The organism is Bradyrhizobium sp. USDA 4532, assembly GCF_024171315.1.
GTDB lineage: Bacteria > Pseudomonadota > Alphaproteobacteria > Rhizobiales > Xanthobacteraceae > Bradyrhizobium > Bradyrhizobium australafricanum.
Map to the genome: position 1 here is coordinate 3,556,311 of NZ_JALJZN010000001.1, position 17,326 is coordinate 3,573,636.

At 63.8% G+C, this 17,326-nt stretch carries 14 protein-coding genes; 8 read left to right on the top strand and 6 right to left on the bottom strand.

Annotated features, from left to right (window positions below):
• Positions 1-26: 26 nt before the first annotated feature.
• Positions 27-1,580 carry a long-chain fatty acid--CoA ligase gene (locus tag J2R76_RS16810; RefSeq protein WP_253624222.1) on the bottom strand — a complete coding sequence of 518 codons (1,554 nt, stop codon included), beginning with the start codon at positions 1,578-1,580 and terminating at the stop codon, positions 27-29.
• 202 nt (positions 1,581-1,782) lie between these two features.
• Between J2R76_RS16810 and J2R76_RS16815 the strand changes: the two genes are divergently transcribed.
• From J2R76_RS16815 to J2R76_RS16840, 6 genes are all read left to right on the top strand, one after another.
• Positions 1,783-3,006 (top strand): ABC transporter substrate-binding protein, encoded by a 1,224-nt coding sequence (locus tag J2R76_RS16815; protein WP_253624223.1) that lies wholly within the window; start codon positions 1,783-1,785, stop codon positions 3,004-3,006.
• 50 nt (positions 3,007-3,056) lie between these two features.
• Positions 3,057-4,172, top strand: a complete 1,116-nt coding sequence (locus J2R76_RS16820) for a hypothetical protein (protein ID WP_057018861.1) — start codon at positions 3,057-3,059, stop codon at positions 4,170-4,172.
• A gap of 5 nt (positions 4,173-4,177) precedes the next feature.
• The gene (locus J2R76_RS16825) at positions 4,178-5,119 is read left to right on the top strand and encodes an acyl-CoA thioesterase II (RefSeq protein WP_253624224.1); all 942 of its coding nucleotides are present in this window, start codon (positions 4,178-4,180) and stop codon (positions 5,117-5,119) included.
• A 192-nt stretch (positions 5,120-5,311) separates the two neighbouring features.
• Positions 5,312-5,545, top strand: coding sequence for a hypothetical protein (locus J2R76_RS16830; RefSeq protein ID WP_028339610.1), 234 nt, complete (start codon positions 5,312-5,314; stop codon positions 5,543-5,545).
• A gap of 280 nt (positions 5,546-5,825) precedes the next feature.
• Entirely contained in the window at positions 5,826-8,159 is a 2,334-nt protein-coding gene (locus J2R76_RS16835) for a TonB-dependent siderophore receptor (RefSeq protein WP_253626014.1), read from the top strand.
• A complete protein-coding gene (locus J2R76_RS16840; RefSeq protein WP_076829068.1) occupies positions 8,159-9,367 on the top strand; it encodes a PepSY domain-containing protein in 1,209 nt (402 codons plus the stop codon). The genes J2R76_RS16835 and J2R76_RS16840 overlap by 1 nt, the downstream gene beginning before the upstream one ends.
• Before the next feature lie 22 nt (positions 9,368-9,389).
• Here J2R76_RS16840 and J2R76_RS16845 read toward each other — a convergent pair whose 3' ends face one another.
• Complete coding sequence (locus J2R76_RS16845; protein ID WP_168858849.1) at positions 9,390-9,917, bottom strand: DUF4269 domain-containing protein; 528 nt, start codon at positions 9,915-9,917, stop codon at positions 9,390-9,392.
• A gap of 220 nt (positions 9,918-10,137) precedes the next feature.
• A complete protein-coding gene (locus J2R76_RS16850) occupies positions 10,138-11,775 on the bottom strand; it encodes an isocitrate lyase (protein WP_168858848.1) in 1,638 nt (545 codons plus the stop codon).
• A 145-nt stretch (positions 11,776-11,920) separates the two neighbouring features.
• Here J2R76_RS16850 and J2R76_RS16855 point away from each other — a divergent pair, with 145 nt between their 5' ends.
• Positions 11,921-13,354, top strand: coding sequence for a short-chain fatty acyl-CoA regulator family protein (locus J2R76_RS16855; RefSeq protein WP_057018868.1), 1,434 nt, complete (start codon positions 11,921-11,923; stop codon positions 13,352-13,354).
• A gap of 9 nt (positions 13,355-13,363) precedes the next feature.
• Here J2R76_RS16855 and serA read toward each other — a convergent pair whose 3' ends face one another.
• From serA to J2R76_RS16870, 3 genes are all read right to left on the bottom strand, one after another.
• Positions 13,364-14,617, bottom strand: a complete 1,254-nt coding sequence (gene serA / locus J2R76_RS16860) for a phosphoglycerate dehydrogenase (RefSeq protein ID WP_253624225.1) — start codon at positions 14,615-14,617, stop codon at positions 13,364-13,366.
• A 347-nt stretch (positions 14,618-14,964) separates the two neighbouring features.
• Entirely contained in the window at positions 14,965-15,300 is a 336-nt protein-coding gene (locus tag J2R76_RS16865; RefSeq protein ID WP_253624226.1) for a BA14K family protein, read from the bottom strand.
• A 189-nt stretch (positions 15,301-15,489) separates the two neighbouring features.
• Positions 15,490-15,786 carry a hypothetical protein gene (locus J2R76_RS16870; protein ID WP_253624227.1) on the bottom strand — a complete coding sequence of 99 codons (297 nt, stop codon included), beginning with the start codon at positions 15,784-15,786 and terminating at the stop codon, positions 15,490-15,492.
• 538 nt (positions 15,787-16,324) lie between these two features.
• On the opposite strand from J2R76_RS16870, the gene J2R76_RS16875 reads away from it, so the two are divergent.
• Positions 16,325-17,317, top strand: coding sequence for an AraC family transcriptional regulator (locus J2R76_RS16875; protein WP_253624228.1), 993 nt, complete (start codon positions 16,325-16,327; stop codon positions 17,315-17,317).
• The last annotated feature ends 9 nt before the right edge of the window (positions 17,318-17,326 follow it).

Genomic DNA, 17,326 nt, shown 5'->3' on the forward strand with positions numbered 1-17,326 from the left:
ATGGGATCGTTTCGCAGCCTCCGGCATCAATTGACCGACCTCGTATAGCCTTGCCACTTCTCCTCACGCAGCGCCGACTTCATGATCTTGCCGGAGCCGGTCAGCGGCAATGGCTCGAGGCGGATATCGACAGAACGCGGGCACTTGTAGCCGGCGATCAAGGTGCGGCAGTGCGCGATCACCATTTCGGAATCGAGACTCCTGCCGTCCTTCGGCACGACGATCGCATGTACCGCCTCGCCCCATTGCGGATCGGGCACCGCGATAACGGCGCATTCCTTGACGTGCTCGTGCTGGAAGATGGCGTTCTCCACCTCGCCGGAATAGACGTTCTCGCCGCCCGAGACGATCATGTCCTTCAGTCGGTCGACGATATAGACAAACCCGTCCTCGTCCATCCAGGCGCCGTCGCCGGTGTGCAGCCATCCGTTGCGCAGCACGCGCGCGCTTTCCTCAGGCTTGCGCCAATAGCCGAGCATCACGCCGGCGCCGCGGATCGCGATCTCGCCCACCGTCCCGCGCGGTACCTCATTGCCCGCGGGATCGATGATGCGGATTTCAACGCCTGGCGCTGCCCGCCCCGCCGATTTGCGCTTGCCCGCCAGCGGCCCTTCCAGCGCGTGATACTCCCACGGCAGGATGGTCGCCAGCGCTGCGCTTTCGGTCATGCCGTAGCCCTGGTGAAAGCGCCAGCTCGGCAGCACGCGCATCAGCTTGACCAGCAGCGCGTCGGGCATCGGCGAGGCGCCATATTCGCAATCCTTGACGCTGCTCAGGTCATATGTGCCGAAGGATGGATGATTGAGCATCATGTTGAGCATGGTCGGCACAAACAGGCAGTAGTCCACTCTGTGTTCGGCGATGGTCCTCATCGCGAGCTCGGGCTCGAACTTCGGGATGGTGACGTGGGTACCGCCCACGAGCGTGAGCGCGATCATCGGCGAAGTGCCGGCCAGATGGAACATGCCGGCCGAGTGCAGATACCGGGTATCTTCACGGAACCGGAGCGCATAGATCCAGACCAGCGATTCATAGATGATATTGGCATGTGACAGCATCACGCCCTTGGGAAACCCGGTGGTACCGCCGGTGTAGAAGATGCCCGCGAGATCGTTGTAGGCGCCAGAGGCGTCCTCGATCGGCGCATGCGCTATGAGCTCGTCATAGCTTTGCATACCGTCGGGCACTTGCCCCTCGTCGAGATAGACCATAGCGGTGAGTGATTTTACGCCGCGCAGCGCGGACGCAATCTCGGCAAAGGCCTTGTCGACCAGCAACAGTTTTGGCGTGGAATCGTCAATCGCATAGGCATTTTCGGCGACCGCCCAGCGCGTGTTGAGCGGCACCGCGACCGCACCGGCCCAGGCGATGGCATAGAGCGCCTCGATATAGAGGTCGCTGTTGTGCGCGAGGATGGCGACGCGATCGCCGGCATCGACGCCGAGCCGTCGCAGCCCGGCCGCGGCACAGGCGACGCGATGGCCGATCTCCTTCCAGCTCCGCGACCGTCCGGCGTGGATGGTGCCGGGTGCGTCCTTGCGCAATTGCACCGCCGCGATCAGCGCCTGCGTCAGCTTCATGTTTCCTCCACACCGTCATGCGGCCGCGCACGCCTGCGGATGTTTCCGTCACGCATGAGGCCGATACGCCGTCCGTAGATTCCAGTTGATAATCCGGACAGACGGTCTATTATTGCATAGCCGATGCGAGGGGTAAAGCCTTTCAAGGCTTCCATCGCCGGATCAACCAACCCCGCAAAAGAGGGCGTCATGGGAGGGGAAGATGCGGAAGCCAATCGTCACGCTTGCGGTGTGGGCGTTCGCGCTCACCGGCGCGCTCGGAACGGCGAATGCCCAGAAGGCCTATGGCCCGGGGGTCAGTGACAGCGAGATCCTGCTCGGCGCCAACGCGCCCTACAGCGGACCGGCGTCGATCTATGCGAGCTTCCCGAAAACCATGCTCGCCTATTTCACGATGCTGAACGAGAAAGGCGGCATCAATGGCCGCCACATCAACTTCCTGACCCGCGACGACGCCTATAGCCCGCCCAAGACCGTCGAAGTGACGCGCGCGCTGGTCGAGAACGACAAGGTGCTCGCGATCATGGCGCCGTTCGGCACGCCGACCAACGCCGCGATCCAGAAATATCTCAACAGCAATGGCGTTCCGCATCTGCTGGTGCAGAGTGGCGGCACCCGCTGGAACGATCCCAAGCAGTTCCCCTGGACGACGCCCTACTCGCCGACCTACGTCAACGAGTCCCGGATCATCGCGCGCTACGTGCTGCGCGAGAAGCCGGATGCCAGGATCGGCGTGCTGCTGCAGGCCGACGACATCGGCAAGGACTTTGTGCTTGGCCTGAAGGAAGGGCTCGGCGCCAAGGCCGACACCATGATCGTCAAGGAGGCGATGTATCAGTCGACCGAGCCCACGATCGATTCCCAGATCGTGAACCTGAAAGCATCAGGCGCCGATACGATCCTGATCGCCGCACAGAACAAGTTCGCCTCGATGGCGATCCGCAAGATCCACGAGCTCGGCTGGAAACCGCTGATCTTCCTCGGCTCGACCGCGAATTCGATCGCCGGCGTGCTGGTGCCGGCAGGCATCGAGGCCTCCACCGGCATCCTGACCACGACTTCCTACAAGACGCCGAACGATCCGGCCTGGGCCAATGACAAGGGCATGACCGACTATCTCGCCTTCGCCGCCAAATATATGCCGGGGATGGATCCGAACGACGTGATCGCGGTGACCGGCTACACCACGGCCCAGCTCGGCGCGATCATCCTGCAGCGCTGCGGCGACAACCTCACGCGGGAGAACGTGCTGAAGCAGGCCACCAATCTCAGCGGCATCGAGCTGCCGATGCTGCTCCCGGGCATCACGATCCAGACCGCGCCGCAGGACTACGCGGCGATCACCGAGCGCCGTTTCGCCCGCTTCGACGGCAAGACCTGGGTGCTGTTCGGCGACATCGTGGGCGCCGGCCCGGCCAAGGACTGATCCCGCGCTACCCATCCGACCGAACCGGCTCAAACACAAGGACAAGAACAATGCTGACAGCCCAGGACGATCTCATCGGCCACCAGACGCCGCAGCCGTTTGCCAAGGCAGGCGGCGGCGATGCAAGGTTCACCGAACGCTACTGGTACACCGCGCATCCGATCGACGGCAGCGAACTGCTGATCGACATCGGGCTCGGCTATTACCCGAACCGCAACGTGATCGACGGCTTTGCCGGCATCACCATCGGCCGGCGTCAGCACAATTTCCGTGCCTCGCGCCGGCTCGGGACCCGTCCGCTGGAGACGGAAGTCGGCGGGCTCAGGATCGAGATCGTCGAGGGTAACAGCCTGCATAGGATCTCGCTCGCCGACAATCCGTCCGGCATCAGCTTCGCGCTCGAATTCAAGGCGAGCTTTCCGGCGGCGCAGGAGAAGCAGAATTTTCGCGAGCGCAACGGTGTCGTCGAGGAAGACCTCGCGCGCGTCTCGCAATTCGGCCGCTGGCGCGGCTGGATCGTCGCCGACGGCAAGCGTTACGAGATCGAGCCCGAGCTGTGGTGGGGGCAGCGCGACCGCTCCTGGGGCCTGCGATCCGAGATGCGCACCGACGAGACCAGGCCGCCGGTCGCGACCCATCGCAATTTCTTCTGGACCTGGTCGATGTTCCAGTTCCCGGAGTCGGCGCTATCGATCTTCATCAAGGAGCGCGCGCCGGGCAAGCCGCATTACCTCTCGGGCACCGAGTTCCACCGCGAAGCCGACGGATCGGTGTCGCATCGCGAGGTGACCTCGCTGGAGCACAAGATCGAGTGGGCTGACGATCCGCTCGGTCAGACCATCGCGTCGGCCGACTTCACCTTCACATTCGATCGCGGCGAGCCGCGCCGCGTCAGGATGCATGGACTGCCGACGCGATTCTATCTGAAGGCCGGCATGTATGGCGGCCTGCAAGGCTGGACCCATGGCGACGACCGCGGCGAGAGCCATGCCGGGCACGACATCTGGAACCTCGACGATGCGGCGACGCGCGCCATCGCACGGACGCTGTCGGATCATGTCGTCCGGCTCGAGAGCGGCAACGAGACCGGATTTGGCATCAGCGAATACGGTGTCGCCGCCGGCTATCCGCTCTATCCCGGACCACAGAAATTCCCAGCGATGTGATCGGAATGGACGGGCAACGCAAGCGCGTCGCGGAAGGCAGCGAATTCACTTGCGATCAATGGGACAATCAGGCAGCCGAGGCGCTGGTCTCGCTCGAGACGATCGCCCCGCTCCGCTATCGCAGCCGCTTCGGCGACGGCAATCTCAATGGCCGGTCCTATGGCGGCCAGATCCTTGGCCAGGCGATGATGGCCGCGACCCTCAGCGCGCCCGAAGATCGTCCCGCCGCGATGCTGCAGCTCCTGTTCCTGCGCGGTGCCGATCCCGGCCGCCGCATCACGTTCGACGCGCAGGTCCTGCAGGACGGTAAGCGGTTCTCCTCACGCCACGTCGTGGGAAGCCAGGGCAACGGGCGCACGGTCCTGAGCGCGCAGGCCACGTTCTGCGCAGCGCAACCGGGTCCGCGGCACGCAGCGCCATTCACCCCCTCAGAGGATCCCGAAAGCCTGCCCGATCTGAGCATGATCCCCGACGCGCTGATGGCGCAGTTGCGGCCGCTCGGCCCATATTCCCAGCACATCAAGCCCAGCATGGATTTCCGCATTCCGGAGATCGAACGCCAGCTCTCGGCCACGACGGCAGGGCCATGTCTGCGCTTCTGGATCAGATGCCGGCAGCCGCTCGCCGCCGGTTCCCGCGCCCAGGCCGCGGTGTTCGCCTATCTCTCGGACTGGTGGCTCAACTTCTCCAGCGTCGGCGGCCATCTCGGCGATCTGCAGTCGCGCGCGCCACTCTATCTGTCGAGCCTCAACCATTGCATCTGGTTTCATCGCACATTTTCGCCGGACGCCTGGATGCATGTCGAAACCGAGAGCCCCTGCGCCGATGGCGGCCGCGGGCTGTCGATCGCGCGCGTCCACGACCGTGACGGCGCGATGCTCGCCACCGCGATCCAAGAGACGCTGATGGTCCATCCAGAGGGCGACGCTAGACGCCACGACGGTTGAGCAGATGCCGCGATCGCGGCTTAGTTGCAGTGACGAGCTACAGCAAGTTCCACCCGGTGTTGAATCCTGGCAACACCGGCCAACAAAATGAACAAACGTTCAGCTTAGCTCGATCGCGACCACGACTGTGCCGCATCCCTGTCAAATCCTGCATGCGGGTGGCGCAACAAAAACACTTTGGGGAAAACCTACATGCAGCAGGCACCGCTGGCCGCACGGAGTGCGGAATCGTCTGGATATGTTCTCTACTTCCAGCTCGCCAGCAACGGCACGAGGCGCGCGTGCAGTCTGACGATCCAGGCGGAAAGCGCCAACGAGGCGGCGCGGATCTTTCGCGAGAACTGGGGCACGATCGAATCCATGGCCCGCGACGGCGTCAGCACGGGAATGGTCGGCTCTGCACCGGTCAGCCTGGCGATGTCGTGAAGCGCATCGCGCGGCCTACGGCGAACCATACACCTGAGATGTGACAGGACGACGGCTGCAGCCTTAGGCGACGATCGCACAGCCATTTGACGCGCAGACGCGACAAGCAGGTCACGACGTTCAGGGCTCGCGCACACGCGCGAGCCCTGTCGTGTCTTAGAATGATTCAAATCTATTCCGGTTAGAGAGATTCAAGTCTGCTCCGGTTCTTTTCGCGCACGCCGACTGCTAGAGGCGCGCCGTGAACGAGTTCGCGTGAATCGGAAGTCCAAGAGTGCCTGTGAATGCTGATGGCCGGGTTGTCGGCGACCGTCGAAATGCCGCCGACAAGGGCCGTACCCATCTGCTGATCGGCGCAGCATTCCTGCTCGCCGATGTCGCCTCCCCGGCAACGCCGGCAAACGCCCAATCGAGCGTCCCGTTGCCGCCTGTTTCGGTCGACCAACCGACGCCGAAGCGCAAGCCGGCTGCCGCCGCGGCAAAGCCGGCGCAGCGAACGCTGGCGGCCGCCGCGGCACGGCAGCGCAGCCGGAATGCCCAACCGGCGCCGCCGACACCGTCGGAGCGCGCGGCAGCTGCCGCCGCGGCGCTCAACGAAGCCAAGCTGCACTACCGCGCGATGCCAAGCCCAACCACGCTGCGCAGCGGCGGCTCGCCGCTGGACACCTCGCAGACGGTCAACGTTGTGCCCGAGCAGGTGCTGAAGGATCAGCTGCCGCGCAACCTCGACGATGCGCTCGCCAATGTCAGCGGCGTCACCCAGGCCAATACGCTGGCCGGCACCCAGGATGCGGTGATGCGCCGCGGCTTCGGCGACAACCGCGACGGCTCGATCATGCGCAACGGCATGCCGCTGGTGCAGGGCCGCAGCCTCAACGCAGCGGTCGAAAGCGTCGAGGTGCTGAAGGGCCCGGCGTCGCTGCTGTACGGCATCATGGATCCCGGCGGCATCGTCAACACGATCAGCAAGCGCCCCGAGCTCTACCAGCATGGTTCGGTGACCCTGCTCGGCTCGACCTATGCCAACTCCAGGACCGGAGCCGACGGCACCATCGACATCACCGGCCCGATCGGCGATGGCGGACTCGCCTATCGCTTTATCGGCTATGGCGTGAGCGAGGATTACTGGCGCAATTTCGGGCGCCATCGCGAAATGCTGGTCGCACCGTCGCTGGCCTGGTACGGCGAGAACACCACCGTCCAGCTCAACTACGAGCACCGCGAATTCATCACGCCGTTCGACCGCGGCACCGCATTCGATTCCGTGACCAAGGCGCCGCTGGCGATCCCGGCGACGCGCCGGCTCGACGAGCCCTTCAACAACATGTGGGGCACCTCCGACCTGATGCAGGCGTCGGTCGAGCACCGGCTGAACCAGGACTGGAAGCTGTTCGCGGCCTACAGCTACAACACCGAGACCTTCAGCGCCAACCAGCTTCGCATCACCGGCGTCAACGCCAAGACCGGCGTCGAGACCCGCAGCAATGACGGCACATGGGGCTCGCTCAGCAATGCCAGCTACGGCACCTCCTATCTGCAGGGCAATGTCTGGCTCGGCAACATTCGCAACGAGGTGCTGTTCGGCGGTGACGGCCAGTACCGCACGATCTACCGCGACGACCTGATCCGGCAGGCGACGCCGAGCTTCAACTTCTACAATCCGATCTATGGGCTGATCACGCCGGGGACGACGGTGTCCGCCGCCGATAGCGCGCAGACCGACAAGCTCGGCCAGTGGTCGCTGTTCTTCCAGGACACGCTGCATCTGACCGAGCGCTTCGCGCTGATCGGCGGCGTACGCTACATGGATTACGACCAGCTCGCCGGCAAGGGCCGCCCGTTCATCACCAATACCAATGTCTCGGCCGACAAGGTGCTGCCGCTCGGCGGCGCCATCTTCAAGCTCACCGACCAGGTCTCGCTTTATGCGAGCTACACGCAATCGCTGAAACCCACCTCGACCATCGCGCCGCTTACCGGCGGCGTCGTGATCGGGTCCAACATCGCGCCCGAAGAGGGCACCCAGTGGGAGACCGGCGTCAAGTTCGACTTCAACAAGCAGATCTCCGGCACACTTGCGCTCTACGACATCGACAAGAAGAACGTGCTGGTTTCGCAGCTCAACGCCACGACTGGTATCGTCGAGTACCGTACGGCAGGCAAGGTTCGCTCGCGCGGCGTCGAACTCGACGTCACCGGCAGGCTGACTGACAATTGGAGCATGATCGGCAGCTATGGCTATACCGACGCACGCGTAACCGAGGACCCGACGCTCGCCGGCAAGGCCCTGCAGAACGTCGCGCTGAACACCGCATCGCTCTACCTCGTCTATGATTTCGGCACCACCCTGCCCGGCCGGCTTCGCCTCGGCGGCGGCGCGCGCTATGTCGGCGACCGGCCGGGCGATGCCGCGAACAGCTTCGTGCTGCCGGCCTACACGGTCGCTGACGTGTTTGCGACCTACGAGACCAAGGTCCAGTCGTTCCCGGTCATCTACCAGTTCAACGTCAAGAACCTGTTCGACACGGTCTACTACCCTTCGGCCAACAGCATCCTGACGGTCGCGATGGGCGACGCGCGGCGCTTCTCGCTCTCGGCGACGGTGAAATTCTGATGAGTGACGTTTGGCGCCCAATCAAGGCTGCACTGCTGCAGGTCCATTCCCTGGTTGGCCTCGTGCTGGCGCTGCTGTGGGCCGTGGTCGGCCTCACCGGCGCGACGATGGCCTTTGAGGATGAGATCGAGGCCAGCCTGAACAGTCGGATGATGCACGTCGAGGCCAGTGCAGCCCGGCGGCTCACGCCGGACGAGTTGATCGCGCGGCTGGCGGCGGCGGGCGATTTCGGCAAGGTCTCGGCCGTGACGATGTCGAGCGATCCATCGGCCGCGGCCCGCATCCGTTTTGCTCGCAGCGAAGGCGGCACGCGGCCGTCCTCGGTCTATGTCGACCCCTATGATGGGCACGTGCTCGGCTCGCCGCGCGGCGAGGACTTTTTCGCAACCGTCCGCAAGCTGCACCGCTGGCTGCTGTTGCCGGGCGACGGCAATGGCATCGGCCGCAAGATCACCGGCTCAGCCGCGATCTGCCTGATCGTGATGCTGATCACCGGCCTCGTGCTGCGCTGGCCGCGTCGTGCGCGCAGCGTCAAGATGTGGCTGAAGCCGAATTTGGGACTGCGCGGCCGCGGCCTGCATCGCTCGCTGCACGCCGTGATCGGGACCTGGGTGCTGCCGGTCTATCTGGTGATGACGCTGACCGGCCTGTGGTATTCGTTCGAGTGGTACAAGGCCGGCGCCAACTGGCTGTTCGCGCGGCCTCAGGCCACGGCAAACGCGATACAGTCCAAGCCGCCGCGCGGCGGCGCCGAGAGCAAGGGTGAAGCTAAGACCGAAGCGAAGGCCGAGGCAAAGCCGCTTGCCTTCGATCACGCCTGGTCGGCGTTCCTGCAGCAGGAGGACAACAGTTACGGTAGGGCCCTCCTGACCATGCCGGCCGGCGCGGGCACGGCCGTGCGCGTGCGGTCATGGCCGCGGGACTCGTCGCGCGAGGCCGTGCGTGACGAATTCCGTATCGATGCCCTCACCGGCCGCGTCATCTCATCGGATCGCTACGCCGACAAGACGTTTGGCGAACGCGTCCTCGCCAGCGTGCTCGACATCCACCGCGGCGCCATCCTGGGATGGCCCGGCAAGCTCGCCTTCATGCTGGCCGCCGCCATGATGCCGCTATTCGCCGTGACCGGCCTGCTGCTTTATCTGTCCCGTCGCAGGCACCGGCGGCTCGCGCGGCAGCCGGTCGGCCACCTCGTTCCGGGCGAATGAAGCCGTTCTATCAATTTGTCTCTCAGCCGAAATCGCACGCCGCGAGCCGGACACGTAACTCGGCGTCCGTTTCGGCCGCGAGCTCAAGCAATCCACGATAGGGATCGCCCGATATCCCGAGCACGGTAGCGAACGCAGGCTCGGTCTTGAGACCGCCCGCCCTCAATTCCCTGACGGCTCGCCGCAGCCCTCCATCATCAAGCGCAAGCAGCCGCCGTTCGACCTTGAAATGGATCCAGCCTCGTTGTTGCTCCACCAGACGCAGATCACCGTACAGTTCGAACGGCCAGCCATCGCACACAAAGCGCGCAATCACCGGCCGCGTTCCCGAGGTCCACCGGAAGAGGACGAAATCATCGCACGCTTGATAGTGAGCCCAAACGATGTCCGCGAATGCGTTCGGGTCGGACGCATGGCAGACGATATCGATGTCGCTGCCGGGCACGGCGAGGCCGAGCGGCAGCGTTCCGACGATACGGGGATCGAACGGCTTCAGCAGTTCCATCACGGCGGAGCTGGTGACGGCGGATGCGTAGTGCCCGACAGTCATCGCGTGGCATGCCCTCAAGATCGCAGCGACGCATTACCACACGGGCGTGGAACGCGCGAACCTCTGCAAATGGCGGGCTCGAGGGGAAGCGGGCCTAAAAAAGTCGCGGGGCGATCTCGACCGCGTTACCGTGGTCGAAAATCGCCCCGCCAAGGCGGACAGGCAAGGCTGCTCGCGCGCCAGCCTGTCCAGCCGATGTCGGAATGATCCGTTCGATCGATTAGCCGAACTGGTTCATCGTGTTGTGGGCGCCGCCCGCCTTGAGGGCAGCCTCACCGGCGAAGTACTCCTTGTGATCGTCGCCGATGTCGGAGCCCGCCATGTTCTGATGCTTGACGCAGGCGATGCCCTGACGGATCTCCGCGCGCTGCACGTTCTTGACGTATCCAAGCATGCCCTGCTCGCCGAAATACTCCCTCGCGAGATTGTCGGTCGACAGCGCAGCCGTGTGATAGGTCGGCAGCGTGATCAGATGATGGAAGATGCCGGCGCGCTTGGCCGAATCCGCCTGGAAGGTACGGATGCGCTCGTCGGCTTCCTTCGCCAGCGGCGTGTCGTCGTACTCCGCCTTCATCAGCTCGGCGCGGTTATACTTGCTGACGTCCTGGCCGGCTTCCTTCATCGCGTCATAGACCTGCCAACGGAAGTTGAGGGTCCAGTTGAACGACGGCGAGTTGTTGTAGGCCAGCTTCGCATTCGGAATGACCTTGCGGATGCGATCGACCATGCTGGCGATCTGCTCGATATGCGGCTTCTCGGTCTCGATCCACAAGAGGTCGGCGCCGTTCTGCAGCGAGGTGATGCAGTCGAGCACGCAGCGATCTGCACCGGTGCCGGGACGGAACTGGTAGAGGTTGCTGGGCAGACGCTTCGGACGCATCATCTTGCCGTTCTGGTTGATGATGACGTCGCCGTTGCGTGCGTTGGCGGCCGTCACTTCCTCGCAATCAAGGAAGCTGTTGTACTGGTCGCCGATGTCGCCGGGCTTGTGGCTCACGGCGATCTGCTGGGTCAGGCCGGCGCCGAGCGAGTCGGTGCGGGTCACGATGATGCCGTCTTCGACGCCGAGCTCGAGGAACGCATGGCGGCAGGCGCGGATCTTCGCGATGAACACCTCGTGCGGCACGGTGACCTTGCCGTCCTGGTGGCCGCACTGCTTCTCGTCGGAGACCTGGTTCTCGATCTGCAGGGCGCAGGCGCCCGCCTCGATCATCTTCTTGGCGAGCAGATAGGTCGCCTCGGCATTGCCGAAGCCGGCGTCGATGTCGGCGATGACCGGCACGACGTGGGTCTGGAAGTTGTCGATCTTCTCGATCAGCGCCTTTTCCTTGGCCTTGTCGCCTTCCTTGCGGGCCACATCGAGCGCGCGGAAGATATCGTTCAACTCACGCGAATCCGCCTGACGCAGGAAGGTGTAGAGCTCCTCGATCAGGGCCGGCACCGAGGTCTTCTCGTGCATCGACTGATCCGGCAGCGGGCCGAACTCGGAGCGCAGCGCCGCGATCATCCAGCCGGAAAGATACAGATAGCGGCGGTCGGTATTGCCGAAGTGCTTCTTGACCGAGATCAGCTTCTGCTGGGCGATGAAGCCGTGCCAGCAGCCGAGCGACTGGGTGTACTTGGTGCTGTCGGCGTCATAGGCCGCCATGTCGGCGCGCATCAGCGCAGCCGTGTAACGGGCGACATCCAGACCGGTCTTGAAGCGGTTCTGCAGGCGCATCCGCGCCACGGCTTCGGCGGTGACGCCGTTCCAGGTGTCCTTGCCCTTGAGCAGCGCTTCGGCCGCCTCGATCTCGCTCTGATACGAAGCCGGTCCCTGGATGGCCCGGTCGCTGATCCCGCGCGGTTGGAAGTTCATGTCCGTGATCCCTTCGGTGACGAAATAACTGCACCATTTGTGACGCGCGGCGTCATCGGGAGCTAGACCTGGCGCGGAAAACTTGTCATAACTTACAAGAAACCGATGTATTGTTGTAAGAATCTTACAAACCTTGGATAAGGCGATGGTAACCTCAAGCGCCCGTTCCGTTTTCATGGGCCCGCGGCTACGCCGGCTGCGGCGCGACCTCGGGCTGACCCAGGCCGACATGGCCGCCGATCTCGAAATCTCGGCCCCCTATGTGGCGCTGCTGGAACGCAATCAGCGCCCGGTGACGGCCGACATGCTGCTGCGGCTTGCCCGCACCTACAAGATCGATCTGGCTGATCTCGCTGGCGATGGCGGTGCCGATCACACCGCCCGCATGCAGTCCGTCTTGAAGGAGCCGATGTTTGCCGACATCGACATCCCCGCGCTCGAGGTCAGCGACCTCGCGGTCAGCTATCCCGGAATGACCGAGGCGTTCCTGCGCCTCTACACCGCCTATCGCGAAGAGCAGCTGGCGCTTGCGGAGCGCAGGGCTCCGGACATGGCGATCGCTTCACCGGGCCAGGAGAACTTTGACGCCAACGATCCCGTTGCGGAGGTCCGACGTTTTCTCGCCGCGCGCCGCAACAATTTTGCCAGCCTCGACGATGCCGCCGAGCGGCTCGTCCACGAACCTGCCGGGCCCGCCGGATTTATCGAGCGGCTTCGGGAGCGACATAAACTCCAGGTCCGCTATCTGCCGCCGAACGTCATGCTGGGTTCGATCAGGCGACTGGACCTTCATCGCAGACAATTGCTGCTCGAGGACTCGCTCGATACCGCGGGGCTCAATTTTCAGCTGGCCAAGCAACTTGCCTATCTGGAACTGGAAAACGAGATCGGCGCCGCCGTCGAAGCCGGCAAGTTCACGACCAAAAGCGCCGAGCTGCTGGCACGCCGTGCGCTTGCGGCCTACGCCGCCGCCGCACTCATCATGCCGTATTCGGTGTTCGCGAAAGCGGTCGAGGCCCGCCGCTACGATCTGGAGGCGCTGGCGCGTCAATTCGGCACCAGCTTCGAGCAGGTCGCGCACCGCGTCACGACCCTGCAACGGCCGGGTCTCGAAAAGGTCCCGTTCTTCCTGATCCGGGTCGATCCGGCCGGCAACATTTCCAAGCTGCTTGACGGCGCCGGCTTCCCGTTTGCAAAGCACGGCGGCGCATGTCCGCTATGGTCAGTGCACGACATCTTCAAGACGCCGCGCCAGATCGTCACCCAATGGCTGGAACTGCCCGACGGACAGCGGTTCTTTTCGATCGCCCGCACTGTGACCGCCGGCGGCGGCGCGTTCGGCGCCGTCCGCGTCGAGCGGGCGATCGCGATCGGCTGCGCCGCCGAACATGCGGGCCAGTTGATCTACACGCGCGACGGACAGGGACCGAATGCCGACGAGCCGACGCCGATCGGCGTCGCATGCCGGGTCTGCCATCGGCCGAGATGCGCGGCGCGGTCGGCGCCGCCGATCGGACGCGAGATTCTTCCGGACGATTTCAGGACCTCGAGCGTGCCGTTCGGCTTCTCGGCGGATTGACGAAGTCGATCACCCCTGCGGCCGGTTCGCGTCGTACAGCACCCGCACGCGGATCGTGCCGTCAATGGCTCTCAAATCGGCCAGCAGCCCCTCGCCCTCGCCGCCGACCACGTCGGTCTCGAGCACGACATAGCCGACTTCCGGATCGGTCTGCAGATATTGCGCCAGGATATTGATCCCGTGCCGGGAGACCGCGTCGTTGACCTGGCGCATGACGCCGGGAACGTTGCGATGAACATGGATGAAACGGGTGCCGGTCGGTCGCGCCGGCAATTGCACCTGCGGAAAATTGACCGCACCGAAGGTCGATCCGACATCGGAATAGTCGATCAACTTGCGTGCAACTTCGCCGCCGATGCGATCCTGCGCTTCTTCCGTCGAACCGCCGACATGCGGCGTGAGGATGACGTTGGGGAGACCTTGCAGCGGCGAGACAAAGCGCGCCTCGTTTGACACCGGCTCGACCGGAAACACGTCGACCGCGGCACCCGCCAGCCGGCCCCCACGCAGTGCGCTCGCCAGCGCATCGAGATCGACCACGGTGCCGCGCGAGTTGTTGATCAGATAGGCCTCAGGCTTCATCAGCTGGAGCTGGGCGGCGCCGATCATGTTGGCGGTGGCCGGCGTCTCCGGCACATGCAGCGATACGACGTCGCTGGCTGCGAGCAACGCGTCGAGCGATTCGGCGGGCTCGGTATTGCCATGGCGGAGCTTGTCGGTCTGATCAAAATAGATCACGCGCATGCCCATGGCTTCGGCGAGGTTCGACAGCTGCGAGCCGATGTTGCCGTAGCCGACGATGCCGAGCGTCTTGCCGCGCACCTCGCGGCTGCCTTCGGCGGACTTGTCCCAGCCGCCGGCATGTGCGGAGACCGAGCGCGGAAAGATCCGGCGGAACAGCATCACGATCTCGGCGATGGTCAGCTCCGCCACACTTCGGGTGTTGGAGTATGGCGCGTTGAAGACGGGGATTCCCAGCTTCCGCGCGGCGTCGAGATCGACCTGATTGGTGCCGACCGAAAAGCAGCCGACAACGAGCAATCGGTCGGCGGCCTCCAGGATGTCCGCGGTCAACTGGGTCCGCGAGCGAATTCCCAGCATGTGGATGCCCGACAGCGCCTGCCTGAGTTCTTTTGGTCCAAGCGCCTTGGGCAGACGCTGCAGCTCGGTATAGCCGTTCGCCTCGAACGTCCGGGCCGCGGATTCGTTCACGCCCTCCAGCAGCAGCACGCGTATTTTGGTTTTGGGAAGCGACAACATCATCGAGATCCGGATTCGTAAGGTTCGGGCAGATCCTGCCACGAGCGCAGTTTCGACGGATCGCGTGATAGCATAGAAAACGGTCGCGTCAGAAGCCGCCGTGGGCTGCCCGCCCTGCGATCCCGATGAAGCCTCTCGATCCGCGCATCCAGGCGCGGAACGGGAACCCGTTCAGTCAAAGGTCCTGGCCAATTCGCCGGCAGAAGCCGCGTTTGTGGCTCCTGGGGCGCTCGAAAACCTGCTCCGGCTCACGGGCCGGAGCTCCATTCGTGCTCAGCGCGGCGCCGAGAGTTATTGTCTAGCGCGGCAGTTTCACTCGGCCGTTCCGGCGCCGCAAGCCTGCGGCTGTCTCACTGGCAAGGATACCGCCGGCCGTCCTTTGCCTGGAACGTATTCGAGGCCGCATCGTAGGAGCGATAGCGCTGAGCGCAGGACGCCGCATGCTGCTGGGCGGCGGCAGCTTCCTGCTGCGCGGCGGCGTTGGCTGCGCCGGCCGCGATGACGCCGCCGATGACGCCACCGACCAGTCCGCCGACGGCAGCGCCGCCGCCATTGTCATAGCACTGCCCGTAACGGCACCAAACCTTCTCGGTCAACGACGGCACTGCCGCCGCAACGCCGGTACCGTGCTGCAACGGAGCCGAAATGGCGGAGGCCGAAAACACCACGGCACCGGTGGTCGCCATCAAAACAACTTTCACAAAGCGAGCCCTGCGCATCATATCTCCTGCTTCATTGCTGTGGGCGCAGGCCGGCACCTGCGTCCCGATTCCCTCGACTTGGATGAACTCGTCTGGTTCCGGACCGGACGACACCCGGACACGCGCGGCCGGTTACAATTTCGCGCGTCAGCCCGCTTCACAGATGGGCGAAGTTCATTGGCCGGCCGCGTTCACGACGCGGCAGAGGTTATCGCCGACACCTGGAGCCAACTGTCCCGGCGGCAAGCTGAAGATCGCATCGACGCGGCTGCCTTTGCCGTCCTTGCGGACGACGACTTGCAGCGTTTGTGGGCAGCCGGATCCGGTGGTGTCCTGCTGGGTGGTCAGCGTGCCGAGTTTCTTGTCGACGTTCACACCGACAAAGCCCTCCGCCAGAACGGCGCGGGACACCTTGTCGAGGGCGGCACCGGGATTGACCGACGGGAAGATCATCCAGGTCTTGTGCGTCATGCCCGTTACCATGGGAACGCCGGTGCTCTGGACGTGATCTGCGCAACCATCGGCCAGCGCAGGCATGGACGAAAGAACTGTAAGCGCGAGTACGCAAGTAATCCTTGTAAGCATGCTTTCATAACCCGTTTGAGTTGGTCGTGACGATTTAGGCCAAATGGGCTACGAGTCCATGGACGACGTCGCATTCCGGATGCAGGCGTTCGGATTGTGGCTAGAGCAGTCGATCGCGAATGCTGTGCATCCGCTGGTGCTCTCGAACGTTGGCGCGGCGGATTGAATCGGAACGTTCGCGCGATGCCGGCGAGCGGATGAGATCAAATGTCAGCTTTCGCGGCTCGATTGCGCGACCTGGATATTCTGTTCGCTATTCGGATATTGAAGAAATTGCGAGAAAGGGCACGCGACCCGAAATCACCAAAGCTGTGCTAGTGTGGTGATGCGGTCTATGCGTGTGGCGGACGCCCTGAACAGCGGAAAAACGGTCTGATGGATCGGGCAATCCGCGAAACAGCAATCATCCGATGGTTGGGATTTGATGGTCGAAGACGTACTCGCTGCACCTCCCACGCGATCGGGATCTTCGTTCGAAGAACTCCTTGAAATGCTCCACCCCCACGGGATCAATGCGCATTCCTCGCCGCGGCCTGACGAATCGTTTCGCTGGCATGCGGACATAGCCGCGGAACTTGACGTCGTGCGGGCCGATCTGTCGGCCGGTTGGGATTGGCGCTATTCTTACGAGAAATCTGCCGGAGAGCTTGCAATAAGCCTGCTGAATGCCGGCCAGGCCGAAATGCTCATCGCAGGAAAGAGCATCCAGCGGACCCCCTCCGAGATCGCCATCGTCCCCCTTCCGACGATGCAAGCGCAGCGGGTCGAAGCGGTCGATGGACGATACTCAAGCGTCACGCTCACCTTGCATACGGGCGTAGTTGCCAAGGTGCTGTCTGCGACGTTCGGGAGCACGGCGCTGGAAGATCTCAACCTAACGCCGATCGTCGACTTGTCGACCGGCGTTGGACAGACCCTTCTTCAGCTTGTCCGCACGAGCACCACCGGTCTGTATGACGGGATCCTGGTACGCTCTCCGAAAGCCAGCGCGCTGCTATCGGAAGCAGCCATACAGCTCATCCTTGAGAACGTTCCTCATCGGTTGACGGACCGGTTGAGCCGCCACCCGCGGGATGCGCCGCCGCGCTACATCAGGCGTGCGGTCGAGTATATGCGGGCCAATCCGCATCTGCCGCTGACGATCTCGGATATTGCCGCAACGGTTGGGGTCAGCAGCCGGTTGCTGCAATTGGGCTTCCGCAAAATTCACGGCACGACGCCGGTCGCCTATTTGCGGCAAATTCGGCTGGAGGCCATCCACGACGAACTGTCGCGACCGGAGAACATGCTCCCGGTCAGCGAAGTTGCCCTGAAGTGGGGCTTTACGCATATGGGCCGTTTCGCTGCGGTGTACCGCTCGGCCTTCGGCCTGTATCCGTCCGATACGGTCCGGCGCGCGCGAGGTTTCTTAAGCTAGGCAGGCGGT